Source organism: Thermodesulfatator autotrophicus (assembly GCF_001642325.1).
GTDB lineage: Bacteria > Desulfobacterota > Thermodesulfobacteria > Thermodesulfobacteriales > Thermodesulfatatoraceae > Thermodesulfatator > Thermodesulfatator autotrophicus.
This window is the reverse complement of the sequence record NZ_LSFI01000033.1, coordinates 1-24,921: the sequence shown is the minus strand read 5'-3', so window position 1 is coordinate 24,921 and position 24,921 is coordinate 1. Positions and strand designations below refer to the sequence as shown.

General features: G+C 44.8%; 23 protein-coding genes. 16 read left to right on the top strand and 7 right to left on the bottom strand.

Annotated elements, in window-relative coordinates; translation table 11 throughout:
* Genes TH606_RS07550 through argH form a run of 3 tightly spaced genes read right to left on the bottom strand, consistent with a single transcriptional unit; the run spans position 1 to position 3,356 of the window.
* Positions 1–723: a sulfite exporter TauE/SafE family protein gene (locus TH606_RS07550; RefSeq protein ID WP_068542556.1), complete on the bottom strand. Its 723-nt coding sequence runs from the start codon at positions 721–723 to the stop codon at positions 1–3.
* Positions 723–1,973, bottom strand: a complete 1,251-nt coding sequence (hisS, locus tag TH606_RS07545; protein ID WP_068542554.1) for a histidine--tRNA ligase — start codon at positions 1,971–1,973, stop codon at positions 723–725. The genes TH606_RS07550 and hisS overlap by 1 nt, the downstream gene beginning before the upstream one ends.
* Before the next feature lie 3 nt (positions 1,974–1,976).
* A complete protein-coding gene (gene argH, locus TH606_RS07540; protein ID WP_068542552.1) occupies positions 1,977–3,356 on the bottom strand; it encodes an argininosuccinate lyase in 1,380 nt (459 codons plus the stop codon).
* 84 nt (positions 3,357–3,440) lie between these two features.
* Between argH and proC the strand changes: the two genes are divergently transcribed.
* From proC to TH606_RS07485, 10 genes are all read left to right on the top strand, one after another.
* On the top strand, positions 3,441–4,283 hold the full coding sequence (proC, locus tag TH606_RS07535) for a pyrroline-5-carboxylate reductase (protein ID WP_068542550.1): 843 nt from the start codon (positions 3,441–3,443) through the stop codon (positions 4,281–4,283).
* Positions 4,283–5,182, top strand: a complete 900-nt coding sequence (hslO, locus tag TH606_RS07530) for an Hsp33 family molecular chaperone HslO (RefSeq protein WP_068542549.1) — start codon at positions 4,283–4,285, stop codon at positions 5,180–5,182. The genes proC and hslO overlap by 1 nt, the downstream gene beginning before the upstream one ends.
* Positions 5,175–6,269, top strand: a complete 1,095-nt coding sequence (locus TH606_RS07525; protein ID WP_068542548.1) for a serine hydrolase domain-containing protein — start codon at positions 5,175–5,177, stop codon at positions 6,267–6,269. The genes hslO and TH606_RS07525 overlap by 8 nt, the downstream gene beginning before the upstream one ends.
* 27 nt (positions 6,270–6,296) lie before the next feature.
* Positions 6,297–7,151, top strand: a complete 855-nt coding sequence (locus TH606_RS07520; protein ID WP_068542547.1) for a DUF4198 domain-containing protein — start codon at positions 6,297–6,299, stop codon at positions 7,149–7,151.
* A 75-nt stretch (positions 7,152–7,226) separates the two neighbouring features.
* Positions 7,227–8,855 (top strand): APC family permease, encoded by a 1,629-nt coding sequence (locus TH606_RS07515; RefSeq protein ID WP_068542545.1) that lies wholly within the window; start codon positions 7,227–7,229, stop codon positions 8,853–8,855.
* A gap of 638 nt (positions 8,856–9,493) precedes the next feature.
* Positions 9,494–10,009, top strand: a complete 516-nt coding sequence (locus TH606_RS07505; RefSeq protein ID WP_157627890.1) for a hypothetical protein — start codon at positions 9,494–9,496, stop codon at positions 10,007–10,009.
* 5 nt (positions 10,010–10,014) lie between these two features.
* Positions 10,015–12,111, top strand: coding sequence for a DNA translocase FtsK (locus TH606_RS07500; RefSeq protein WP_068542581.1), 2,097 nt, complete (start codon positions 10,015–10,017; stop codon positions 12,109–12,111).
* On the top strand, positions 12,056–12,709 hold the full coding sequence (gene lolA / locus TH606_RS07495) for an outer membrane lipoprotein chaperone LolA (protein ID WP_157627889.1): 654 nt from the start codon (positions 12,056–12,058) through the stop codon (positions 12,707–12,709). The genes TH606_RS07500 and lolA overlap by 56 nt, the downstream gene beginning before the upstream one ends.
* A 6-nt stretch (positions 12,710–12,715) precedes the next feature.
* Positions 12,716–13,639 (top strand): quinolinate synthase NadA, encoded by a 924-nt coding sequence (gene nadA, locus TH606_RS07490; protein WP_068542537.1) that lies wholly within the window; start codon positions 12,716–12,718, stop codon positions 13,637–13,639.
* Between the two features lie 10 nt (positions 13,640–13,649).
* Positions 13,650–15,722, top strand: a complete 2,073-nt coding sequence (locus TH606_RS07485) for an alpha-amylase/4-alpha-glucanotransferase domain-containing protein (protein ID WP_068542535.1) — start codon at positions 13,650–13,652, stop codon at positions 15,720–15,722.
* 3 nt (positions 15,723–15,725) lie between these two features.
* Here the strand turns inward: TH606_RS07485 and TH606_RS07480 are convergent, their stop codons facing one another.
* Positions 15,726–15,935: a hypothetical protein gene (locus TH606_RS07480; RefSeq protein ID WP_068542532.1), complete on the bottom strand. Its 210-nt coding sequence runs from the start codon at positions 15,933–15,935 to the stop codon at positions 15,726–15,728.
* 173 nt (positions 15,936–16,108) lie between these two features.
* On the opposite strand from TH606_RS07480, the gene trpD reads away from it, so the two are divergent.
* The 3 genes from trpD to mtaB are packed head-to-tail and all read left to right on the top strand — an operon-like array spanning position 16,109 to position 19,502.
* Positions 16,109–17,149 carry an anthranilate phosphoribosyltransferase gene (gene trpD, locus TH606_RS07475; RefSeq protein ID WP_068542530.1) on the top strand — a complete coding sequence of 347 codons (1,041 nt, stop codon included), beginning with the start codon at positions 16,109–16,111 and terminating at the stop codon, positions 17,147–17,149.
* Positions 17,146–18,180, top strand: a complete 1,035-nt coding sequence (locus TH606_RS07470; RefSeq protein ID WP_068542529.1) for a DUF933 domain-containing protein — start codon at positions 17,146–17,148, stop codon at positions 18,178–18,180. The genes trpD and TH606_RS07470 overlap by 4 nt, the downstream gene beginning before the upstream one ends.
* Before the next feature lie 8 nt (positions 18,181–18,188).
* Entirely contained in the window at positions 18,189–19,502 is a 1,314-nt protein-coding gene (mtaB, locus tag TH606_RS07465; RefSeq protein ID WP_068542526.1) for a tRNA (N(6)-L-threonylcarbamoyladenosine(37)-C(2))-methylthiotransferase MtaB, read from the top strand.
* 321 nt (positions 19,503–19,823) lie between these two features.
* Here mtaB and TH606_RS11530 read toward each other — a convergent pair whose 3' ends face one another.
* The 3 genes from TH606_RS11530 to TH606_RS07455 form a co-directional block, all read right to left on the bottom strand.
* Positions 19,824–19,997: a hypothetical protein gene (locus tag TH606_RS11530; protein WP_157627888.1), complete on the bottom strand. Its 174-nt coding sequence runs from the start codon at positions 19,995–19,997 to the stop codon at positions 19,824–19,826.
* Positions 19,998–20,071: 74 nt separating this feature from the next.
* Complete coding sequence (serA, locus tag TH606_RS07460) at positions 20,072–21,658, bottom strand: phosphoglycerate dehydrogenase (protein WP_068542525.1); 1,587 nt, start codon at positions 21,656–21,658, stop codon at positions 20,072–20,074.
* 2 nt (positions 21,659–21,660) lie between these two features.
* On the bottom strand, positions 21,661–22,818 hold the full coding sequence (locus TH606_RS07455) for a pyridoxal-phosphate-dependent aminotransferase family protein (RefSeq protein ID WP_068542524.1): 1,158 nt from the start codon (positions 22,816–22,818) through the stop codon (positions 21,661–21,663).
* A 129-nt stretch (positions 22,819–22,947) separates the two neighbouring features.
* On the opposite strand from TH606_RS07455, the gene TH606_RS07450 reads away from it, so the two are divergent.
* The 3 genes from TH606_RS07450 to TH606_RS07440 form a co-directional block, all read left to right on the top strand.
* A complete protein-coding gene (locus TH606_RS07450) occupies positions 22,948–23,670 on the top strand; it encodes a DsbC family protein (protein WP_068542520.1) in 723 nt (240 codons plus the stop codon).
* Position 23,671: 1 nt separating this feature from the next.
* Positions 23,672–24,262 carry an AmmeMemoRadiSam system protein A gene (gene amrA, locus TH606_RS07445; protein WP_068542519.1) on the top strand — a complete coding sequence of 197 codons (591 nt, stop codon included), beginning with the start codon at positions 23,672–23,674 and terminating at the stop codon, positions 24,260–24,262.
* 3 nt (positions 24,263–24,265) lie between these two features.
* A partial coding sequence (locus TH606_RS07440) for a uracil-DNA glycosylase (protein ID WP_068542518.1) occupies positions 24,266–24,921 on the top strand: 656 nt, incomplete at its 3' end.

Genomic DNA, 24,921 nt, shown 5'->3' with positions numbered 1-24,921 from the left:
TTAGCCTCCAATTTTCCACGGGAAAGACAAAAGCCCCATCATCACTAAAAGGCTATAAAGTATTTTCTGGTATATCTTCAAACTTAATCGGCCATAAAGGCGGTGACCTAAAAAAAGCCCAAAAAGAATAATAGGAAAAGCCATCAGGTAGTTCTTCAAAACCTCTGAAGTAATAAGCCCCAGGCGCCAGTGAGAAAATATAACAAAAATGGCCAACAAAAAGAAAAAACCCTGGAGAGTGCTTTTAATTTCGTCCTTTCCCCAATCTTTGAGAGTAAGATAAATTATCACTGGAGGCCCTGGAGTGTTTAAAGCCCCGCCAAGAAAACCTGCCAGAAACCCGAAAAGATAACCCCAGTTATCGCCAATAACAAAAGGTCTTTTGGGGTTCTTAAGCCCCCAGAGGCCGTAAAAAACCAGCACTATTCCCAAAACAACCCGCAAAAACGCGTCATTTATATGCCGCAAAAAATAAGCACCCACCAAAACACCAGGTAAACCACCTATTAGCAGTGGCAAAACGCGCTTAAAAGTAAAACTCTTCCTCATTTTGAATAACATGAGCCCGTTTAAAGAAGTGGCCAGTAGGGCTACCAGCGGCACTATGCGTTTTAAAGGCCAGGTGAAAGAAAGAAGTGGCACAGCCAGAAGGGCAAAAGCAAAGCCTGCCACGCCATAAATAAAGGCGGCTACAAAAATTACTACCAGTTCATAAAGCCCCATTACGACAAGCGTTTTATTAGTTCTTTTTCCAACTCGGATAAGGAGATTGATTCCTGCTCGCCGGTCTCCATATCCCTGAGAAGGGCTACACCCTCTTTGAGTTCGTTCTCCCCTAAAATGAGGGCATAGCGGGCCTTAAGGCGATTGGCTACTTTTAACTGGGCCTTTAAGCTTCTTCCTTCATGGTCAAGGTCAACTGAAATACTTTTATTACGTAAAGATCTTACCAGGGGTAAAACCTGTTTCTTGGCCTCTTCTCCCAGGGCCGCCACAAAAAGGTCTAAACGAGGCTCAAGGTTAGCCGGCAAGTCAGCCACAAGGAGAAACCTCTCTACCCCGATAGCAAAGCCCACGCCCGGGATATCCGGGCCTCCCAGGGCTTTAAGCAAGCCATCATAACGGCCTCCTGCCGCCACGGTATCCTGGGCCCCAAGCCCCTGGGCCTTAATCTCAAAGGTAGTGCGCACATAATAATCAAGGCCGCGCACCAGCCGTGGATTTTTGACAAACTCTAGCCCCAAAAGGCCTAGCTCTTCTAAAACTTTGGCAAAATGCTTGCGGCATTCTTCACACCAGAATTCTTCTATCAGGGGAGCATTTTCATAAACCGCCTGGCAGGTCTCTTTCTTGCAGTCAAGGGCCCGGAGTGGATTTCTTTCTGTGCGCCGCTTACAGTCTTCACAGAGTTTGTCGGCATTCTTCCTTAAAAATTGCCTTAAATTTTCTCTAAAGGCAGGACGGCACTCAGGACAACCCAAAGAGTTTATCTCAAGGCGCAGGTCTTTGGCCCCTCCTGCTTGAAGAATATCCATGGCCAGGGCGATAACTTCGGCATCAGTCCCTGGAGCGTGGCTTCCAAAGACCTCGGCGTTAAATTGGTGGAACTGCCGCAGGCGGCCTTTTTGCGGGCGCTCATGGCGAAACATCGGCCCCATGGTGAAAAGCTTGAGTACTTTGGCTTTGGCGTATAAGCCGTGTTCAATAACTGCCCGGCATATACCTGCCGTGGCTTCAGGGCGCAAAGTCACACTTTCTTTATTGCGGTCAAGAAAGGTGTACATCTCTTTTTCCACAATATCGGTGGCCTCACCAATACTTCGGGCAAAAAGCTCGGTCTTTTCAAGAATTGGAGTTCTTATCTCGCGAAAACCATAGGCGTTAAAAAAACGTCTGGCCAACCCTTCTAGATAGACCCACTTTTCTGTTTCTCCAGGCAAAATGTCTTTAAACCCGCGAACTGCCTTTATCATTTCTTAAGCCTCCAGTTCTTTTTCCGCCTGAGAAATGGCCTTTTTCACCTGCTCAGGAGCCGTACCACCCACTACTTTACGCCTGGCTACCGAACCTTCAAGGGTAAGCCACTCGTAAACGTCTTCTTCAATTAACGTTGAAAATTCCTTTAGCTTTTCAATGGGCAACTCCCAGAGTTTCAGACCTTTTTCCTCACAGTAAGCCACCAGACGACCTACTATGTGATGGGCTTCCCGAAAGGGAAGGCCTTTTGTAACCAGATAATCGGCCAAGTCTGTTGCGGTAAGATGCCCCTGCTCACAGGCCTTGCGCATTCGTTCCTGGTTGACTTTAAGGCCGGCTATAAGTTCTCTGGCCAGAGTAAGGGAGGGCAAAAGGGTATCTATCGTGTCAAAAAGGGGTTCTTTGTCTTCCTGAAGGTCACGGTTATAAGTCATGGGAAGGCCTTTAAGTACAGTCAAAAGGGTGAAAAGATTCCCAAAAATGCGGCCAGTTTTACCTCTGATAAGCTCTGCCACGTCGGGATTTTTTTTCTGGGGCATGATAGAGCTACCGGTACACAGTTTATCAGGAAGGTCTATGAAGCCGAACTCCGGACTTATCCAGAGGATTAGTTCTTCGGAAAGGCGCGAAAGATGAACAAAGACCAGCGACGCCGCGGCCAGAAAAGAGACAATAAAATCCCTATCTGAAACAGCGTCCATACTATTTCTGGTAACACCTTTAAAGCCAAGTTCCTTAGCTACCATTTCGCGGTCCACCGGAAAAGGAGTTCCAGCCAGGGCAGCGCTACCTAGCGGGCAAATATTGGTCTCTTCGCGGACGAATTCAAAACGTCTGGCATCACGGGTAAACATCTCGTAATAAGCCATGAAATGATGAGCCAAAAGCACCGGCTGAGCGTGCTGAAGATGGGTAAAGCCAGGAAGAATCACTTCCAGATTTTCTTTGGCCTTAACCACTAGGGCCTTTCTTAATTCTTTGAGGCGCCTCAGAGTCTCGTCTATAACGTCGCGCAGAAAAAGCCTTACGTCTGTGGCCACCTGGTCATTTCGGCTACGGGCCGTATGAAGTTTTCCGGCCACCGGGCCAACCTTTTCATAAAGAGCAGCCTCAATATTCATGTGCACGTCTTCTAAGTCTTTACGCCATTTGAAGCGGCCTTCTTTTATCTCTTTTTCTATCTCTTTTAGGCCAGAGATGATTTTTTCAGCGTCTTCTTTCGGAATGATCCCGGTTTTTCCCAGCATCCTGGCGTGGGCTATGCTTCCACGAATATCGTAAAGGGCAAGTCTTTTATCATAGTGAACTGAAGCGGTAAATTCCTCTACAAGTTTATCTGTTTCTTCAGAAAACCGTCCTCCCCAGGGCTTTTTGGCCATTTTGTCCTCCACGCCTTAATTTTTTAGTTATTAACAAAGGTTATTTAAAGTGATAAGAAATAACACAAAACACCGGGAGGGCCTATGGCTTTTAAAGACATCAAAATAGGTTTTATAGGCGGAGGCCAGATGGCCGCAGCCATCATAAAAGGGCTTATTGAGTCCGGCGCCACCTTACCAGAAAATATTCTTGTTTCTGAGCCTTCCTCTCAGCGCCGCAAATATTTAGAAGAAACTTTTCCGGGAATAAAAGTCCTTTTTGAAAACTGTGCCCTGGTGAAGAAGGCAGACCTAATAATCCTTGCCGTAAAACCTCAGATTATCAAAGAAGTTTTGAAAGAAATTACCCTTTGCGTGGACTATTCACGCCATTTAATTATTTCTATTGCCGCTGGTATTCCTCTGGCTGTACTGGAGAAGTGTCTTCCGGAAAAAACAAGGGTTGTTCGGGTCATGCCCAATACTCCCGCCCTGGTGCAGGCAGGTATATCAGTATTTACCGGTGGCCGTTATACCACATCAGAAGACCTTACGCTCACCAGAAAATTTTTAGAGGCCTTTGGCAAAGCCGTAGAACTTCCAGAAGCCTATTTTGACGCTGTAACCGGGCTTTCAGGAAGTGGGCCTGCTTATATAGCTACCTTTGTAGAGGCCCTGATAGACGCGGGAGTAAAAGTCGGTCTTCCTCGCCAGGTAGCAGAAATTCTTGCCCAGGAAACGATATTAGGAACTTTGAAATTAATGCAGGGGACAGGCAAAAACCCTTACGAAATAAAAAGCATGGTAACTTCACCTGGCGGAACTACTATCTGCGGCCTAAAGGCACTGGAAGAAGGGGCCTTCAGGGCCACGGTGATGGACGCGGTAGAAGAGGCTACCAATCGCTCTAAAGAGCTAACCCTTTTGGCTTTAAAGGAGGAAGATTAATGAGCTACGCCGTGCGTGGTATGACTAAAGACGGAGCTTTTCGCATATTTGCCGCTGACACCAAAGACATCGTAGAAGAGGCAAGAAAGATTCACCGCACATCCCCTACGGCTACAGCGGTTCTCGGCCGAGCCCTTACCGCGGCAGCTCTTCTCGGCCTTGACCTTAAAACCGGCCGGGTCATGATTCAGATAAACGGCGGCGGCCCCATCGGCGAAGTGCTTGCAGAGGCTGATGCCGAAGGAAATGTGCGTGGTCTGGTGCAAAAGCCAAATATCCATTTAACCCCGCAGAAAGGCAAACTCCTGGTAGGCCAGGCCGTAGGGAGAAACGGCTTTATCTCGGTAACCCGGGATTTGGGATTAAAAGAGCCTTACCAGGGTTCTACCAAGCTTATCTCTGGCGAAATTGCCGAGGATGTAAGCTATTATCTCACGGTTTCTGAACAAATTCCCTCAGCGGTAGGGCTTGGTGTTTTTGTGGACACTGACAACCAGGTAAAGGCTGCTGGAGGCTTTCTCATTCAAACCCTTCCCGCCGCCACTGAAGAGCAGATTTCAAACATTGAAGAAGTGCTTAAAAAATTGCCACCGGTAACCAGTCTATTGCGTGAAGAAAAACTCAATCCCGAAGAGATACTCTATCGTATTTTTGGAAAAGATAACGTAGAAATTTTGGAAAAACGACCCCTTGCTTACCGTTGTCGCTGTTCTCGTGAACGGGTGGAAAGAGCTCTAGTTGCCCTTGGCCCCAAAGAAATAGAAGAGCTTATTAAAAAAAATGAACCTGCCCGTATAACCTGCGATTTCTGCAATCAAGAATACATTTTCACTATTGAAGAGCTTGAAAAGTTACTTTCACAAATTGAGAAAAAGAGCCGCCGCGAACTAGATGCCTGAACATTTCCCCCGCGAAATCACCGAAATAATGCGCCGGGGGATAAAAGAAAAAGTCTTTCCCGGCGCGGTGCTGGTGGTATGGCATGCTGAAAAAACTTACCTTGAGGCTTTTGGCTGGCAAGAAATTTTGCCTGTCCCTCGCAAAGCCACCGTTGAAACTTATTACGACCTCGCTTCTCTCACTAAACCCCTGGCCACTAGCCTTTGCCTGATGAGGCTTGTAGCTGAAGAAAAAATAAAACTTGGTCAAAAACTTGGAGAATTTTTCCCGGTACCGTTCTGGTTTGAAGAGATAACCATTGCCAATTTATTGAATCATAGCGCTGGCCTTCCCTCTCACAGGCCTTATTTCGTAAAACTTATCACCTATCCCCCAGAAAACCGCCAGGACTTGATTATTACCTGGATACTAAAAGAACCTCTGGCCTATCCGATCGGAAAAAAACATCTATATAGCGACCTGGGCTTTATCCTGCTTGGAAAAATTGTAGAAACAGCCAGCGGGAAAACCCTTGAAGACTTTTTTGAAGAAACTCTTAAAATACTCGGGCCTTCCTCTAGAAGAATTCTTTTCAAACCAAAAGTTAAAGGTATTTGCCAGAAAGCTATGGCTGCCACTGAACTTTGCCCCTGGAGAGGAAAGCTCATAAAAGGCGAAGTACATGACGAAAACGCCTGGGTGCTGGGAGGAGTGGCCGGGCATGCCGGGCTTTTTGGACAGGCCGAAGAAGTTTTAAAACTTTTGGTTCTCTTGCTAAAGGTTTATCTTGGTCAGGAAACATGTAATTTCTTAACTCGAGAAGTAATCTCTCTTTTCTGGGACTGGCGTTCTGAGGCTGGTACCTGGGCCCTGGGCTTTGACCGCCCAAGCCCTAAAAACTCAAGCGCTGGAGGACTTATGTCCAGAAAAGCATTAGGGCACCTTGGTTTTACCGGGACTTCCTTCTGGATTGACCATGAAAACGAGTTGATTATCCTTCTTTTAAGCAATCGAGTACATCCCCACCGCCATCCCAACAAACTCAAAATTTTTCGGCCAGTCCTACATGATTTAATCTTTAAGAAAATTGTTGGTTCAGCCGTTTAAATATAACGAAACACAAGGAGAAAAATAATGCGCAGGTGTATAGTCTTAGTTTTTATATTTTTTGTATTTTCGTGGGTAACCCTAAGTTGGGGCTATTTTCTTACGATATTTGACCCAAAAAGGCAGGGCTACGCTTTAAAAGGGCAAGAAACACAATTTTTTGTCCTGCGGACAGAACCTTTTCAGGGGATAGTTTATGACCTCAAAGCTCCTCAGGGTAAAGTCTTTAGGCCAGATAAAAAAACAGAATCTTTAGCCTTTGTAAGGACAATGTTTAAAGATTTCGCCACGGGCAAAAAACGCTACGCCTGGAAAATCAAATATGTTCCCACTATGGCAGGAGATCACTATCTCTTATTCGTTACCCAACCAACGCTTATGCCTGCTATCGGAGAAGTCTGGCAGGAAATAGTAAAAGTTCCCCTACACGTGGAAAAAGAAAAAGGCTGGGGGCAAATCCTTGAACAAAAGTTTGAAATAATTCCTATGACTCGTCCATACGGGTTAGTCGTTGGCAATGTCTTTAAAGGACAGGTCTTATTTGAAGGGAAACCTGCTCCTAAAGTTTTTGTACAGATGGTTCGTTTCAACGGTATATATCTTTCTCCTGATAAACTTCCCCAGGATACATTTGGCAAAAGAGACAACCCACGCATGTACCTTTCTCTTTATACTGATGAAAATGGCGAATTCACCGTGGGCTTTCCTCAAGAGGGGTGGTGGCTTATCACAGCCAAAGTCCCTTACGGAAAACATAGGATAGGGAACTCTAATTATCCCTTATTTCTAAGAACTTCTTTCTGGCTTTACGTGGACAAACCTTTTAAACTCCCGGAAAAAGCGCCCTTTTTGGAAGAAGTAAAAGAAAGTATTTCTCGGTAAAGTCAAGCCTTATTTTAGCTACTTAACTTTCCATTTTTAAAACTTATTTTTCAAGAAAAACTTGAGGAGAAAAATATGCATAGCAAAAAAATAGGTTTTTGGGAGGCCTATTCCATCGGCGTTGGTGGCATGATCGGAGGGGGCATTTTTGCCGTCCTCGGCCTTACTATCCTTTTAGCTAAAGGGGCGGCACCTCTCGCCTTTCTTTTTGCAGGTCTTCTAGCTCTCATAACAGCTTATTCTTATGCTAAACTCTCGGTACGTTATCCCAGTGAGGGAGGAACCATAGAATTTATAGTGCAGGGGTTTGGAGCAGGAATTTTAGCTGCCTGGCTCAATACCCTTTTGCTCGCAAGTTATATTATTATGCTCTCTCTTTATTCTTACGCCTTTGGCAGTTATGGAGCAGTACTTATAGCAGGTGTTGAAACTATATGGCTTAAAAAGCTACTTACCTTAGCTGTAATTCTATTCTTCACGGTTTTAAATCTGTTGGGGGCCTACATTGTAGGCAAGGCTGAAGACTTAATGGTAGCCTTCAAAGTCTTTATCCTTATCTTTTTTTCGGTCCTGGGATTTTTCACCATTGATCCCGCAAAGCTTTCTCCTGAAACTTATCCTCACCTTTTAAACATTTTAACTGGTGGCCTCATCATTTTTCTGGCTTATGAAGGCTTTGAACTTATAGCCAATACTGCTCAAGATGTAGAAGAACCTGATAAGGTTTTACCACTCGCTTTTTATGCCGCTGTTATTTCGGTAATGGCTATTTATATTCTGGTAGCCCTAGTAACAGTAGGGAATTTAGACCCTTCAGAAGTAATCAAGGCCAAAGATTATGTCCTTGCCGAAGCAGCTAAGCCTTTTTTAGGAAGACTGGGTTTTATTCTAATTGCCATAGCTGCCCTGGCTTCTACCGCCTCAGCTATTAATGCCACCCTTTATGGAACAGCCAGGGTCAGTTATCTAGTAGCAAAATATGGTGAATTACCCCAGTTTTTTGGTAAGCATATCTGGAAAGGTGCTTACGAAGGCCTTTTAATTATCTCAGCTTTAACCATAGTAGCTGCTCTTTCCTTTGACCTAAAAAACATTTCTGTAGCCGGAAGCCTGGGATTCTTATTAGTATTCAGCGCAGTAAATTTTTCCAATTTTAGACTTTCCCGGAAAACTGGTGCCAATCGTTTTTTAGCTGGCATAGGGGCTATAGGGTGTCTTTTTTCAGCTGCTGCCCTTATCATTTATAACTTAAAGACTTCTCCCCAGGCCCTTTATTCCTCAGCCTGGATTCTGGGTGGCACTTTTATATTTGAGTTCATATATCGTTTAACTACCAAAAAACACTTGGCCAAATTTATTGACCGAAAGCTACAAGAAAGAGAAGAATTTTTGGACAATTTTATAAAAAATATTCCACCTATTTTAGCCGCTATAAGAAAACATTTTAAAGAAGCCAAAGTATACTTACTAGACGAACTAGCAGGTGAAAAGCGGGAAGTAGCCAACAAAATGCATCTACTTTTAGCCTTTCCTAAAAAACCCTCTCAAAAAGAAAGAGAAATAGAAGAGCTTATTCGGAAAACAGCCGGACTTTCACCTCATCATCCTATAAAGTTTTCTGTTATTGCCTCTTCAGAATTGGAAGAGTACCTTCGTGAAAAGGAACATAAACTTTTATATGAAATGGAAAAGGATAGATCGTAAATTTGAGCGTCATCCAGCCCTGGCTGTTATCTACTCTTAAAGGGACTGTCCACCTACTTGTGTAAATTCTATTATTACCAGCCCTCAAAGAGAATGGCTATCTGACCATATATCTGAGGCCAGCCCTTGATCCTCTCCTTCCCGTTTTAGCCTTCCAAAATTTGCTATTTACGCTCTCTATAATATTGGTCGTGTACATTACCCGCCTAATATCCACAGGATCTCCAGATTCCAGATTAGTTTCCTCCAGCTGGACAAATTCCACCGCTGATAGAAAGACTTTCTGGAATTTTAAAAACATCAGATTGTATCGCCACGGCGACTGCTTCGCCTCGCGAAGAGATTGCTTCGCCACTTCGTGGTTCGCAATGACGAGAAGGGGAACGTGGTTCGCAATGACATCTTTACCTGTCACTGCGAGGAGTGCGCAAGCGCGACGAAGCAGTCTCAGGAATTATCAGATTACTTCGCTCGCAATGACAGCCCCGGTCTGTCACGGCGAGGAGATCCTTCGCTCTTGCTCGGGACAGGCGAAGTAGTCTCAGGGATAAATTAAGGTATTTTTGAGAATAAAACTTTCGTTTTTTGAAAAAGTTATATTCATGGTATCTTTAGAAAAAGTCTTGGAGAGGGTTCCTATGAAGAAGCTTTTGGCCATTGTAACTTTTTTGGTAGTTTGTTTATTGCCCCTGGAAGTGCTAGCTTCTAAAGAAGAACTTTCCTTTTTAAAGGATATTCCCGGCTGGAAGGCCTCAGAACCCCACTACTTAAAATATGCAGGCGGCGAGCAAAAGGCCTTTTATATCCGTCGTTTTTATGAAAGAGGAGATGGGGCCAGACTGGAAGTGCTCTTTGCCGGTGGAACGCAGGGAGAAAAGCTTGCCCAGGCCTTAAAGGGGCGACTTGAGGTAGAGACCTCTGATTTTATTCTAAAGTATCGCCAGATAGACGGTTATCAGGCCTTAATAAGTTATGCTCCCAAGGAAAAAAAGGGGTTTGTAGCGGTTTTTTTAAAAGATAGTCCTTCCCTTCTATTGCTGGCCCGGTTTTCAGCTGTCTCTGATAAGGAGATATGGCCGATATTAAAGAAACTGAGCTGGCCAAGGCTTATTTCTCAAGGATTAGCTTTTCTCAAGAAAGAAGGAAACCTTTAAAAGTGATGTTTAATCGTTTCCGCCACGAAATTATAGGCATAATTTTACTTGCCCTGGGAATTTTTATTTTTTTGGCTTTAGTAGGCTATCGTCCAGATGATCCTGGTTTGGGGCGAGTGGGGGCTTTTGAGGTCAAAAATTTTACCGGACTTATAGGGGCTTATCTGGCGGCTTTTTTGTTTGATCTAGCCGGTATAGGGGCCTGGTTTATTCCTATCTTTCTAATACTTGCAGGGGTATGGCTCTTTAGTGGACAAAAAATTGGCTTAAGGCTTTTACTGGCAGCCATTCTTTTTGTTAGCTCTGTTTCTTTTCTAGAGCCCTTGGCTAATCTCCAGGGTGAAATAGGGCCTTACCCGTTAAATGGAGGCCTTCTGGGAATTTTAGGCCGTCAACTCATAGCTCTTTTAGGCAAGCCAGGGCTATTTATCATCATAATTTTATTCCAGTTAGTGGCTCTTTCTTTAATTTCTGGTTTTTCACCTAAAGAACTTCTGGGGCGTATAAAAGAGTTTATGGTCTTTTTAGGTACAAAGGTTAAAAGGGTTAAAGCTAGCACTAAAGAGACCTTTGAGCCGATAAAACAAGAATCTACTGAACTGGTACCGGCTTTAGAGCCTCAGATTCCAGTATCACAGGAAATATATCCTGAGCCTGAAGAAGACCTCTATACCCCTGAAAAAGTAAGCCCTTCAAAGTTGCCGGTTTCTGATAGAAAATTTAAAAAGCCACCATTAAGCCTTTTAAAAGACCCGCCGCCTCAGGTTAAACGCGAAAGCAAAGAAGAACTTTTGGCCCGGGCCAAGCTTCTTGAACAGAAGTTAGAAGACTTTGGTGTGAGAGGAAGGGTTACAGAAATTTGTCCAGGCCCGGTAATCACTGTTTATGAGTATGAGCCAGCTCCGGGTATTAAAATTAATAAGATTGCCTCGCTGGCCGACGACCTGGCTCTGGGGCTTAAAGCTGCAAGCGTTCGCATTGTGGCTCCCATACCAGGAAAGTCAGCAGTAGGGATAGAAGTAGCCAATAGAGAACGGGAAATCGTTTATCTTAAAGAAATTCTTGCCAGCGAACCTTATCGCCAGGCCAAGTCAAGGTTGACCCTGGCTTTAGGCAAAGACATTTCCGGTCGGCCAGTGGTTACAGACCTTGCTAAAATGCCTCATCTTCTTATTGCTGGGGCCACGGGAACGGGAAAAAGTGTTTGCCTGCATGCTATGCTCATGAGCCTTCTTTTTAAAGCCACCCCAGAGGAAGTGCGCTTGCTTCTGATAGACCCCAAACGCATTGAGCTTTCAGTCTATGACGGTATTCCCCATCTTTTACATCCGGTACTCCTTGAGCCAAAAACCGCCACGCTGGCCTTAAAATGGGCGGTGTCAGAGATGGAAAGACGCTATCAGTTACTTGAAGAGGCCCGGGCCAGAAACCTTGATTCTTATAATGCCCAGGCTGAAGAAAAGCTTCCCTACATTGTCATAGTGGTAGATGAGCTGGCAGACCTTATGGTAGTTTCTTCAAAAGAGGTGGAAATGTCCCTTACCAGGCTGGCTCAGATGGCAAGGGCCTCGGGAATTCATCTGCTCCTGGCCACCCAGCGTCCTTCGGTAGATGTATTAACCGGGATTATTAAAGCAAACTTTCCGGCCAGGATTTCTTTTCAGGTGTCTTCGCGTACAGATTCTCGCACTATCCTTGATACCGGCGGAGCTGAAAGGCTCCTTGGCGCCGGAGATATGCTCTTTCTACCGCCCGGAACATCCAAGCTAAAACGTATTCACGGGGCTTTTATCAGTGAAGAGGAAGTTAAAAAGGTGGTAGAATTTTTGCAGTCCCAAGGGGAACCAAACTACGAAATAGAATTTTCTGTGGCTGAAGAAGGAGACAAAGACTTTGCTGATAATGAAGTTGACGAGCTTTACGAACAAGCCGTGCAAATAGTGGTGCAAACCGGCCAGGCTTCTATTTCTATGCTGCAGCGGCGTCTTCGGGTGGGCTACAACCGGGCCGCCCGTATGATAGAAAGAATGGAAAAGGAGGGAATCGTTGGACCGTCAGATGGTGTGCGTCCTCGTCCTGTTCTTTTGCGTCCTGATAAGTAAGCCTCTTATAGCTGCCAGTTCGGCAGAAGACATAGCCAAACGTGTTCAGGCTTATTATCAGGCAACCCAAAGCTTTACCGGAGAATTTGAACAGGAAGTCTATTTTAAAAGAGGCAATCAGGTGAAAATATCCAAGGGCAGGGTGTTTTACAAAAAACCAGCCCTTATGCGCTGGGAATACCAGTGGCCAGAAGAACTTCTTATCATTATAGATGGCAAAGGGATTTATGTTTACAGCCCGAAAGATAAGCAGGTGATGGTTTTTTCTCTGGAACATGCCTTTCCGTCAAAAGCCACCTTAGATTTTCTTACAGGCCAGGGCAATCTTTTTAAAGATTTTAACTTTGGTCCCCTTGAGCAATTATCCCAAAAAGAAGTGGCTCTAAGTTTGTTCCCAAAGGATAAAAATGCTCAGGTTCAGAAGATTAGGCTAATCGTTTATTCTGAAACCGGGGCCATCAAGGAAATATGGTTTTGGGATGCCTTAGAAAATCTAACCAAAATAAAGTTTTTCAATATTAAGCGAAATGTGGATATAAAGTCATCTATTTTTAGCTTTAAACCTCCAGAAAACGTTGAGATAATAAGAGAGAGGTGAGTTTTTATGGGTAAGCCATTAAGTGAACTACAACAGGAAATTAGAGAACTTGCTAGAGAACGCAAAGCCATTATTCTGGCTCACAATTACCAACCTCCAGAAATTCAGGAAGTGGCAGACCTTACAGGAGATTCTCTTGAGCTTTCCCTTAAAGCCGCTAAAACGGACGCGGAAGTCATTGTCTTTTGTGGAGTCCGTTTTATGGCTGAAACAGCGGCCATTGTTTCACCAGATAAACTGGTGGTTTTTCCACGTCTGGAAGCAGGTTGTGAAATGGCTGATATGATAGCGGTGGAAGACGTAGAAGAGCTAAAGGCCAGGTATCCCGGAGCCCCGGTAGTAACTTATGTCAATTCTTACGTAGAAATAAAAGCTGTTTCTGATATCTGCTGTACTTCGGCCAACGCCGTCAATGTGGTCAGGGCCTTACCTGAAAAAGAAATAATTTTTATCCCTGACATGAATTTAGCCCGTTATACGCAGCGTTTTTTTAAGGATAAAAAAATTCATTATTTTGAGGGCTTTTGCCCGTTTCATGATGTTTTAACGGTGGAAGATGTTGAAAAGGCCCGCAAGGCACATCCTGAAGCAGTTTTCATGGCGCATCCTGAGTGTCGGCCAGAGGTGATTGACCTGGCCGACGTGGTGAGGTCAACCAGCGGTATGCTCCGTTATGCCCGTGAATCTCAAGCCAGAGAGTTTATTGTGGGCACAGAAGTGGGGCTCATTTATCCGCTGAAAAAACAAAATCCTGATAAAGAGTTTTATCCGGCTTCGGAGAAAATGCTTTGTAAGGCCATGAAGATTATTTCTCTTGAGGACTTGAAAAAGTCGCTTGAAACATTGTCTCCCACAGTAAAGGTGCCTGAAGACGTGCGAGTGAAAGCTTATAGGGCTGTAGCCCGCATGTTAGAAATTCCTCGTACATAGGAGGCCTTAAATGAAATTACCCTTTGTTTTTGGGGTTCATAACCATCAGCCCCTGGGAAACTTTGATTCAGTAATAAAGCGGCTTACAGAAGAAAGCTATTATCCGTTTCTTAAAATATTGGCTCAATATCCTTTTTTTCGTCTAAGTCTTCACGCCAGCGGAATTTTACTCAAATGGTGGGAAGACAATCACCCTAAAACCTTTGAACTTTTGGGTAAGCTTATTGATAGAGGCCAAATAGAGCCGGTAACCGGCGGTTTTTTTGAACCCATTTTGGCCGTCATCCCCAGGGAAGACCGCAAAGAACAAATTTTGCGCCATAAAGACTACCTCAAAAAGCACTTTGGCCAGAACCCGGTAGGCCTCTGGCTTACGGAACGTGTGTGGGACCAGGCACTGGTAGAAGACCTGGCTTTGTTGGGGATCAAATACGTGGTGGTTGATGACCGCCATTTTCTGGTGTCAGGTTTTGAAAAAAATGAGCTTTATGGCTACTATCTTACCGAAGCTGAGGGCCAAAAACTTGCTGTTTTTCCCATAGACGAAACACTTCGTTACGCCATTCCATTCTGGCCGGTGGAAAGGCTTGGTCGTTATCTTGAGGACATATCTTTTAGAGGTGGGCGCCTGGCTATTTATTTTGACGATGGCGAGAAATTCGGTGTATGGCCTGGCACTAAAAAGTGGGTTTTTGAAGAAGGATGGCTTAAGAAATTTTTGGAAACCATGGGCCAGTGGCTTGAAAAAGGAAAAATTGAACTTTTAACTTACGCTCAGGCCCTGGAAAAGATTACCCCAAATGGGTTAGCTTATCTCCCCACAGCTTCTTATGCGGAAATGGAAGAGTGGGCCCTTCCGGCTAAACGCATACTTGAGCTTGAAGAGCTTATAAACCGCCTTAAGCCGGATAAAAGCAGGTTTTTGGCCTTTATAAGGGGCGGGCACTGGCGCAACTTTTTTATAAAGTATCCGGAATCAAACTTGCTCCACAAAAGAATGCTTAAAGTAAGCGAGCTTTCCCGCAGACACCTTGAGCCAGAAGCCCGGCTTGATTTACTGGCCTCACAGTGTAACGATGCTTATTGGCATGGTATTTTTGGGGGCCTATATCTCCCTCATTTGCGTCAGGCAGTGTGGCAAAAGCTCTTATCTGCGGAATCTAAGCTTAGATCCAAACAAAAAGAAGAGATAGAAATCTGTGATATTGATTATGACGGGCAGGAAGAAATTTGCTGTTTTTCACCTAAGGCGGCTGTTATTTTTAAGCCCTCTTACGGTGGTCAAATAATAGAGTGGTCTAGCCTTGAAAATACCCACAATTACACCAACGTCCTTACCCGTCGCTTTGAAGCCTATCATAAAAGTATAAGACACCCGGAAACCCAGGCGGTGGCTGGCGAAGAGGAAGTTTCAAGTATTCATAACCTGCGCAAAAAACCTTCAGAAGAAGTCTTAAAGGCCCTGGTTTATGACTGGTATGAGAGACATAGCTTAATTGAACACTTTTTTGATCCTGGTCGCGAGCTTGAAGATTTTGTCAGGTGTGACTTTGGTGAATGGGGAGATTTTGCCAACCAGCCTTTCAACTGGCACAAAAAAGGAAAAGAACTCATTTTCTTCCGTGACGGTGGCCTTTATCCACCGGGCTCTTCAAGAAGACCCCTTTTATTGCGTAAAAAGATAAAAGTGGAAAAAGAAGGTCTTGTTTTACAGGTTTTCTATGAGCTGGAATATCGTGCTTCTCAAAAGACCAGATGTTTCTTTGGGGTAGAATTAAATCTTTATCCTCCGCTTCTGGCCTGGGGTGAAGGATGCGTGAAAATTAACGGGCAAAAGCTTACTTTTCACCGTCCGATCAAATTTTTTGGGAAAACATTAACCATAGAAACAGAGAAAAAAGGCAAGTTTATTCTTAAGCTGGATGAGCAGGCCAGTTTTTTTATGTTCCCGGTGAAAACAGTAAGCCAGTCTGAAGCAGGTTTTGATTTGACTACTCAGGGTTTGGCAATAATGCCCTTTTGGCCTATAGAGTTTCAGGAAGGTAGCCACATTAATAAGACTTTGACGCTGGAAATAAGTTAGCTTTTAAAGGCCTTTAGTTTTTAAAACCTCAACCCTGTTTTTCATGCGTTCCATGAATTGGCGTACTTCGGCCTTAAATTCAGGAAGGGTTTGGTGTTTTTTGGCGTATATTTTTTGAAGCTCTTTAAGCCAATATTCTATAGTTTCAGCTTCTTTTTTTACCAGTTCTTCCTGGACTTTTTTCTTTATTTGCTCGAGAAGTTTGCGGTCCATATTCCCTCCAGTGCTTTCCGAAGTTTTTCTTAAAATAGTAAAATTTTTGTGAAGTCACAATCTATCTTAAAAACTGGGCAAAGAACACCGGTCAATAAGATGATGTCCAAGGTTGCGTATTCTAACAAAAAGGGTAAGGATATAGGCGTTTAAAAACTTTGGCGGGTGAAGTTATGTCCAAACTAAAAGAGGCTTTATTGAAAGCAAGTGAAGCCAAAGATTTGGCACCAGAGGAAATAGAAGCGGCTTTTTCCGAAGTAATAACCGGAAATTTTGATGAAAGGCAGCTGGCGGCACTTCTAACCGCCTTAAAGATTAAAGGTGAAACCTGGGAAGAAATTGCCGCTCTTGCTCGCACCCTGCGCAAGGTGGCCCGTGAGGTTACGCATAGTCTTCCTGAGGAAGAGCCTTTAGTTGATACCTGTGGCACCGGAGGCGACCGAAAGGGCACTTTTAATGTTTCTACCGCAGCGGCTTTTGTGGTGTCGGCTGCCGGAGTTAAAGTGGCCAAGCATGGTAATCGTTCCGTCTCAAGTAAATGCGGGAGTGCTGATGTACTTGAGGCGTTAGGTGTTAAAATAGACATGCCTCCTGAGGTGGCGGCAGCCTGTCTTGAAACCTGTGGCCTTTGCTTTCTTTTCGCCCCGCTTTATCACCCGGCCATGAAGTATGTTGCCCCTGTGCGCAAGGCCCTGGGCTTTAGAACTATCTTCAACCTGGTTGGCCCCCTTCTTAATCCTGCTCGTGCCAATACCCAGGTGCTTGGCGTTTCAGACTTCCGCCTTACGGAAAAAATGGCCTTTGCCCTTGATGCCCTTGGAGCCAGACGGGCTCTCGTTGTTTTCGGTGAAGAAGGTTATGACGAATTCGTAGTTACAGGCTCTACCAAAGTTTCTGAGCTGAGAGAGGGCCGTATAACCACGTATTACGTTGATCCAGAAGACGTTGGCTTTGAACTTTGTGAAGAGCCAGAAGAGCTTTTAGGTGGCGATGCCCAGCAAAATGCTGAAATTATAAGAAACATATTGCTCGGTAAAGAAACCGGACCTAAAAGGGATATGGTGGCTTTAAACGCTGGAGCTGCAATTTATGCGGCGGAAAAGGCCATTGACCTTAAAGCTGGGGTAAAAAAAGCTCTGGAAATACTGGCCTCTGGCAAAGCCATGGATAAACTTGAAGAGCTGATTAACTTCAGTCAGAGGCATACCCAATGAAAATAGGCATAATCGGTTTACCGCAATCAGGGAAGACAACCATTTTCAAAGCGGCAGCAGGAGAGGCGGCGGGTCAAATAGAAGAAAAGGGAGGTATTGCCCGGGCCGTAGTCAAAGTTCCTGATGAACGCCTTGAAGTGTTACAAAAGATTTTTTCTTCAGCCAAAAAGACTCCTGCTACCGTGCAATACCTGGACCTTTCTTTTGATTTGAGAGAAAGGGAAGGCAGGGGCAAAGAGCTTGAAAAACTTTTACACGAACTCAAACCTGCTGACGCTTTAATAATGGTAGTACGAAATTTTGAGCTGGCAGGCCTTCCCCCTGAACCCCAAAAAGAGCTTGATATCCTCCACGAAGAATTAATTCTTTCTGACCTGGCCATCGTGGAAAGAAAACTTGAGCGTCTGGAAAAAGAAGCCAAAAAGGGGGCTTCTTTTTCCGAAAAAGAACTTGAAGAACTGCGGGAAGCTAAAAAAATCCTTGATGAAGGTAAACCTTTGCGAGTTTCTCAATCCTTAAGGGAAAGCTCCTACATGAAAGGCTACGCTTTCCTTTCTATTAAACCCCTTCTGGTAGTTATTAATACCGGTGAAGAAAACGAAGAGGTTGACTTAAAACTCCCCCCTGAGACAGAGGCTATTCACATAAAAGGGCGTCTAGAGGCAGATCTTGCCGAGTTATCTCCTGAAGAAGCCGAGGTTTTTCGCGAAGAATATGGCCTTTTAGAACCAGCCCTTCCCCTTCTTATTCGGAAAAGTTTTGAAATCCTGGATTTAATCTGTTTCTTCACCGGTGGAGAGAAGGAAGCCCGGGCCTGGCCTATCCCCCGGGGAACAACTGCCCAAAAAGCCGCTGGGGCCATTCATTCAGATATGGAGCGCGGCTTTATCAGGGCCGAAGTGGTTGCTTACGATGACCTGGTGGCGGCTGGTTCATATCACACAGCCCAAAAAAAAGGAAAAGTCCGCCTGGAAGGCAAAGACTACATCGTTAAAGACGGAGACGTGATAATCTTTCGTTTCAGCGTATAATTTTTTTGATGAGACGCCGTTTAGCCATAGCCACTTTGGGTTGCAAAGTAAATCAGGTGGAAAGTGCTTCCCTTGCCGAAGGGTTTGAACAGAAAGGCTACGAGCTTGTTGATTTCAAAAACAAAGCCGACATCTACGTGGTAAACACCTGTGCGGTAACAGCCAAAGCCAGCTATGAAAGCCGAAAACTCCTGCGCCAGGCCCAAAAAAACAAGCCCTTACTGGTAGTAGCAACAGGGTGTTACGCTCAGGTAGGAGCCGAAGAAATCTTTGAACAAGTGGAAGGCCCGCTTTTAATAGCTGGCCAGAAAGAAAAGGCAAAGCTTCCTGAAATTGTTGAAGACTTAAAGCTGCCTCTTAAAGAGAAAAAGGTTTTAGTAAGTGAGGTAAAAGAACTTAAAACTTGTGAACCTTACCCGCTTTCACGTTTCAGAGGCCACAAGCGGGCCTTTTTAAGGGTGCAGGATGGTTGCAGCCTCTTCTGTACTTACTGTATAGTTCCTTATGCTCGCGGGCCATCACGGAGTCTTTCTCTAGAGGAAATAAAGGCCCAGGTAATTAGATTTCTTGAGGCAGGGTATCGGGAAATAGTGCTAACGGGAGTTCATCTCGGCCTCTGGGGGCATGATTTAACTCCCCCTAGAACCCTTCTTGACCTACTTAAGCTTCTTGAAGAACTTGACGTGCCACGCTGGCGGCTTAGTTCTTTAGAACCGCAAGAGCTAACCGAAGAGATTTTAGCCTTTCTCAAAGAAGCGAAGGGTTTTTGCCCCCATTTTCATTTGTCCCTGCAGAGTGGAAGCGATAAAGTGCTGCGCAAAATGGGAAGGCGCTATAGGGCTAAGGACTTTGAAAGCCTGCTCCTAAAAATAAAGGAAACTTTTCCTCAGGCAGCTATTGGAGCTGACGTAATTGTTGGCTTTCCGGCGGAAACAGAAGAAGACTTTGAAACCACCTTTGCTTTAATAGAAAGGCTTCCCCTTACTTATTTACACGTGTTCCCCTATTCACCAAGGCCAGGAACACCCGCTGCCAGATGGCCACAAGTGCCACCTCACCGGATAGCAGAAAGGGCTAGAAAATTACAGCAACTTTCTCTGGCAAAACAGAAGGCCTTTTACCGAGCCCATGTAGGTCAAACCCTTGAAGTTCTGGTGCTACGGTACCTGGAAGAACAGGGCCTTTACGAAGGTTTATCGCGCAATTACCTGAAGGTGATCTTTGAAGCAAAAAATGACGATTTAGGTCGCATGGTCTTGGTTAGAGTGGAAAGAGCTGTTGATTCCTGGCTTTACGGAAGGAGTGTCCACCAAACTGTGTAAATTGTAGAGTGACTAAATTACTTTAAAGAGGGTGGACCCTAAAAAAGCACCTCAGCCCGAAGAAGTACAGGCCACCCATTAAGGAACTCGCCAGCGCACCTTAAGGGAAGCTCTTAGGGCCTAACTGGAAGAGTTTTTAGGTTACGGGAGATACGAGCGCTCAGAGACGGACAATTACCGTATTGGATAGTATGACTACCAGTGATATTCAGGAGATCCTTTCGGAAAGGTATGGTTTTGACGTAAGTCTTTCTCTGATTTCTGGGATTACAGAGTGGACAGTCCCCCAGAGGAAAGTCATCATTTGCTCAAAGCGTTTGTTCATATCCTCACGGCAAAGAGCTTATCAACTTGCTCAAAACGCTTATCAACCTGCTCCATAAAGACTTTTAGGATCGTTTCCTGGCGAACAAGTCTTTCACAGTCTTCCTGGGTAAAGCCATCCTGGGCTTTAACCACCTGTGCTAGCAAAAGCCAGCTACCTAAAACAAGCAAAAAGACTCTCCTATAATTAGATTGTAAAACAGATGACGATAAGGGAGAGGGTGCAGCAGGTGCACCCTCATTTTTTAGACAAGTTCAAGGGGTTTTACCATCTTCACTGGAGGAAGAGTTTTTAGTTTTTCTAAAAGGTCTTCAGGTACAGGCTTATCAACACAGAGAAGAATTATATTGGCCTGCTGGGCAGGGTCCTGCCCCACATGCATCCTTGAAATGTTTAGCCCGTGTTCTCCGATAGTTATGCCTATCTGGCCAATAACACCGGGTTTATCTTCATTCATGAGATAAAGCATATGGCCTTCAGGAATAGCGTCTAAGCGGAAATCATTAATCTGAACAATACGCGGCTCTTTTTTCCCGAAAATAGTTCCTGCCACCAGGTTTTCACCACCAGGGAACTTGACTACAACCTTGATAAGGTTCAAGAAGTCCTCAGCGGTATTTACTTTGCTTTCGGTAACCTTAATGCCTCTTTCTTTGGCCCTTATCGGGGCATTCACGTAGTTTACGTCTTCTCGCAAAGCCGGTGTAAGGAGCCCTTTTAACAGGGCTACGGTTAAAGGTTTAGTATCCAGATTGGCCACATCGCCCTGGTATTCAATATGTACTTCCTGAACAGGGCCTTCTGCCAGCTGAGCCTGTATAGCTCCCAGCTTTTCTGCCAGCTTAAGATAAGGTTTAAGAGTAGGAAGCAATTCTGCCGAAACAGAAGGCATATTTACAGCATTTCTTACTACCCCGTGGACTAGAAAATCTACAACCTGAGAGGCTACGGCCAAAGCTACATTTTTCTGGGCCTCAAGGGTTGAAGCACCTAAATGAGGCGTACAGATAAAATTTTCAAGCTTAAAAAGAGGATAGTCCGGTGGAGGAGGTTCTTGCTCAAACACATCTAAAGCTGCTCCGGCCACCTTACCGGAAACCATAGCTTCGTATAGGTCGGATTCATTCACTATGCCTCCCCGAGCACAATGAATCAGCATCACACCGTCTTTCATCTTGTCAAACTTCTCTTTGTTGATAAAACCTTTGGTTTCCTTGGTGAGAGGTACGTGGATGGTTATAAAGTCAGCCTGAGGCAAAAGTTCATCAAGGCTCATAACCTCAATGCCCATTTTGGCGGCCTGCTCTGGATTAACAAAAGGGTCATAGGCAATAACCCTCATCTTCAGACCTTTTGCCCGGTCAGCCACTATGGAGCCAATACGCCCAAGACCTATAACCCCAAGGGTTTTGCCGTTTACTTCCCGCCCCATAAACTTTTTCTTTTCCCACTTGCCGGCTTTCATTGAGGCCGTAGCCTGTGGGATATTGCGGGCCAGGGCCATCATCATGGCTATAGTATGTTCAGCCGCTGAAACAGTGTTGCCACCAGGGCAATTCATTACCACGATACCTTTACGATTGGCCGCGTCTATATCAACGTTGTCAAGGCCTGTCCCCGCGCGGGCAATGACCTTTAAGCTTGGCGCTGCTTCTATTACGTCAGCGGTCATTTTAGTAGCGCTTCTAATAATGATAGCGTCAATACCTTTTTTTAGTTCTTCTATAAGCTCATCTTTGGAAAGGCCTGTTTTTACAATAACTTCAAGCCCAGCTTCTCTAAGGATTTTTATGCCATCTTCAGCAATAGGATCACTTATTAACACCTTCATAGTTATTCCTCCTCTGTCTCCAAAAAATATTTTTGCGCTGCCGCCACCCCGGCTCCCAGTGGTAATTGATAGCCGAGTTCAGTAAGGGCCATTTCAAGGGTAGAAAGGGCCACAATTACATCAAGGGGGCCTTGATAACCAAGGTGGGCAATCCGCACCACCTTACCTTTAAGTTTGGCCTGCCCCCCGGCCATGGTTACCTGATATTTTTCGCGCATGAGCTTCATGAGTTTAGCACCATCAACGCCTTCTGGTACTTTGACGATGGTCAAGGCCTCACACGGTTCTTTAGCAAAAAGTTCAAGGCCTAAGGCCTTTACCCCTGCCCGGCAGGCACCTGAAAGCCTTTTGTAATGGGCAAAAAGGCGCGGGAGCCCTACCTCTTTAATGCGGTTAAGAATTTCTGAAAGGCCATATAAAAGAGAAACCGCCGGAGTAAAAGCGGTAGTGGCCTTTCCAAGGGCCTTTTTTTCCTTACGGAAATCAAAATAATACCTGGGGGATTCATTATTTTCTTCCACCCGTTGCCAAGCCTTTTGAGAAAGCGCTACAAAAGAAAGCCCAGGAGGTAAAGCTATGCTTTTCTGGGAACCTGCTACCATGGCGTCAACACCCAGTTCATCAAAAGGGAGGGGATATACCCCCAGAGCAGAAATGGCGTCAACTACCAGAAGAACTTCTGTATCACGGGTTAAAGCCGCTATTTCTGACACAGGATGTTTTACACCAGTTGATGTTTCATGGGCCTGTATTAAAAGGCCGCGGGCATCTGGGTTATCTGCCAGGGCCTTTTTTACCACTTCCACTGAGACCGCCTCACCCCAGGTAACGTCTATGTAAACCGGATTTAATCCATAAGTTTCAGCAAGCTCTCCCCAACGTTCGCCAAACTTACCACCACGGACCACGATGACCTTTTCACCAGACTTAAAAAGATTGGCCACACAGGCCTCCATGGCACCGGTCCCCGAAGAGGCAAAAAATAAAACATCTTCCTTTGTTTGAAAAAGGTACTTTAAATCCTCTCTAATCTTTTCTAGAATAGCTGAAAATTCAGGAAGGCGGTGGTGAATGACAGGTCTAGCCATAGCCAGCAGAGCCTGAGGAGGAACAGGCACTGGCCCTGGGGCTAGAAGGACTTTTTTGTCTAAAAGGTTCATTTCAAGGAACCTCCTTCGTGGATTTTGTTAAATTTTTCTAAAGGTTGCTGTGATAATGCCTTATTAATGTTAAATCTTCAAGATATAAAGGCCGAAAAACATAAAATAAAATCTTAAAGAGGAGGAGAAATGAAAAAATTAATTTTGGCACTGGTAATGATTTTAGGCTTGGGGATTACTTCATGTTGGGCTTGCCCTGACAAAGAAAAGGCAGCCAAAATCCTTATGCCCCTTTTTGGCAGGCAGAAGCCAAAGGTTGTTAGTATAAAACCGGCTCCCGTAAAAGGCCTTTGCGAAGTGGTTATTGACTCCAATGGACGCAAAACCCCTTTATACCTGGACGAAAGCGGCCGCTATCTAATTTTAGGGCGCATCATAGATATCCCAAAACGTAAAGACATAACCCAGGCCAGGGTAACGGATCTCAATCGCCTTTCCCCTGAAAAGCTTAAAGAACTTAAGAAGCTTGTGGCCTTCTCTGTTGGTAAAGGGCCAGAAGTATTTTTAATCACTGACCCTGACTGCCCACATTGTAAACGGGCTGAAAAAATAATTTTTCCCCTGGCAGAACAGGGAAAACTTAAAGTGAATGTTATCTTAATGCCCCTTGAAGCTTTGCATCCCCAGGCCAAGGCTAAATCTATCGCTATCATTTGTGATAAAAAAGGCCCCAAAGCTTTAATGGAAGGCTATAAAGGGACGCAATGTGAGGAAGGGAAGAAAAAAGTGGAAGACACTTTAAAAACACTCCCGGGACTAGGCATAAGGGGTACGCCGACTTATATTTTTCCTGACGGCAGGGTTCATGCCGGTGTTTTAGAAGAAAAACAACTTTTAGAAATGGTGAAATAAGATGACCAAAGTAGTTGGCCTAAACGACGCTGAAAAGGCTTTGTTACTTTACATAGCCAGGGATAGTATTACCAGCGCCCTTGAAGGGCGCCCTCCCAGGCTACCACGGGAAATCCCTCCCAAACTTCTGGAGCCCTATGGGGCTTTTGTTACCCTGCATAAACACGAGCAGCTTAGAGGCTGCATTGGCACTTTTCATCCTGAAGGCCCTTTGTATAAAACTGTCTTTGAAATGGCCCGCTCAGCCGCCTTTAATGACCCACGTTTTCCTCCGGTAACTTTAGAAGAACTTCCTGAAATTGATATAGAAATTTCCGTGCTTTCTCCCATGTGGCGGGCCAGAAGCATTGACGAAATAGAAATAGGCAAACATGGTATTTACATAGTAAGGGGTATCAACCGCGGAGTTTTACTTCCTCAGGTAGCGGTGGAGTACGGCTGGGATAGAGAGACCTTTCTTGACCATACCTGCCTCAAAGCCGGGCTTCCTCCTGGATGCTGGCAGGATCCAGAGACCGAGATATACCTTTTTACCGCAGAAATTTTTAGTGAAAAAGAACTGGGCCTTGGCCCAGGCTCCGGTATTCATTAAAAAATGGCTAATTTTTGGGAAGATTTATATGAGTACCTGAAATTTTTGCAAAAAATAGGAGTAGATGCCTTGCCAGCCAGAAAAAACATCAGGCGTTTTCTAGACCTTGACCTAACCCCTCCTCCAAAAAGCCTGGCGGAAATAGAAAGTGAGATTAGAAATTGCACGCGTTGCAAACTCCATCGTACCCGTAAAAATATCGTTTTAGGAGAAGGTCCAGAAAGTGCCAGCCTGATGTTTATAGGCGAAGCTCCCGGAAAAGACGAAGATGAAGAAGGAAGACCTTTTGTTGGCCGCGCTGGCCAGCTGCTGGACAAAATGCTTGAAACGATAAATATTAACCGAAACGAAGTTTATATAACCAACGTGGTTAAATGCCGTCCTCCAGGGAACCGTAACCCTCAACCTGAAGAAATAGAAGCCTGTTTACCTTATCTTAGCAAACAAATAAAGCTCGTCCGTCCAGCTATTATTTGCACCCTGGGTCTCATTGCCTCTCAAACAGTTCTAGCCACCACAAGCCCCCTTTCTTCTTTAAGAGGGAAAATCCATGAATTAGACGGCATTAAAGTTCTTGTAACCTATCACCCTGCTTATCTATTAAGATATCCACCTAAAAAGAAAGAAGCCTTTGAAGACTTAAAGCTTTTAAAGAGAAT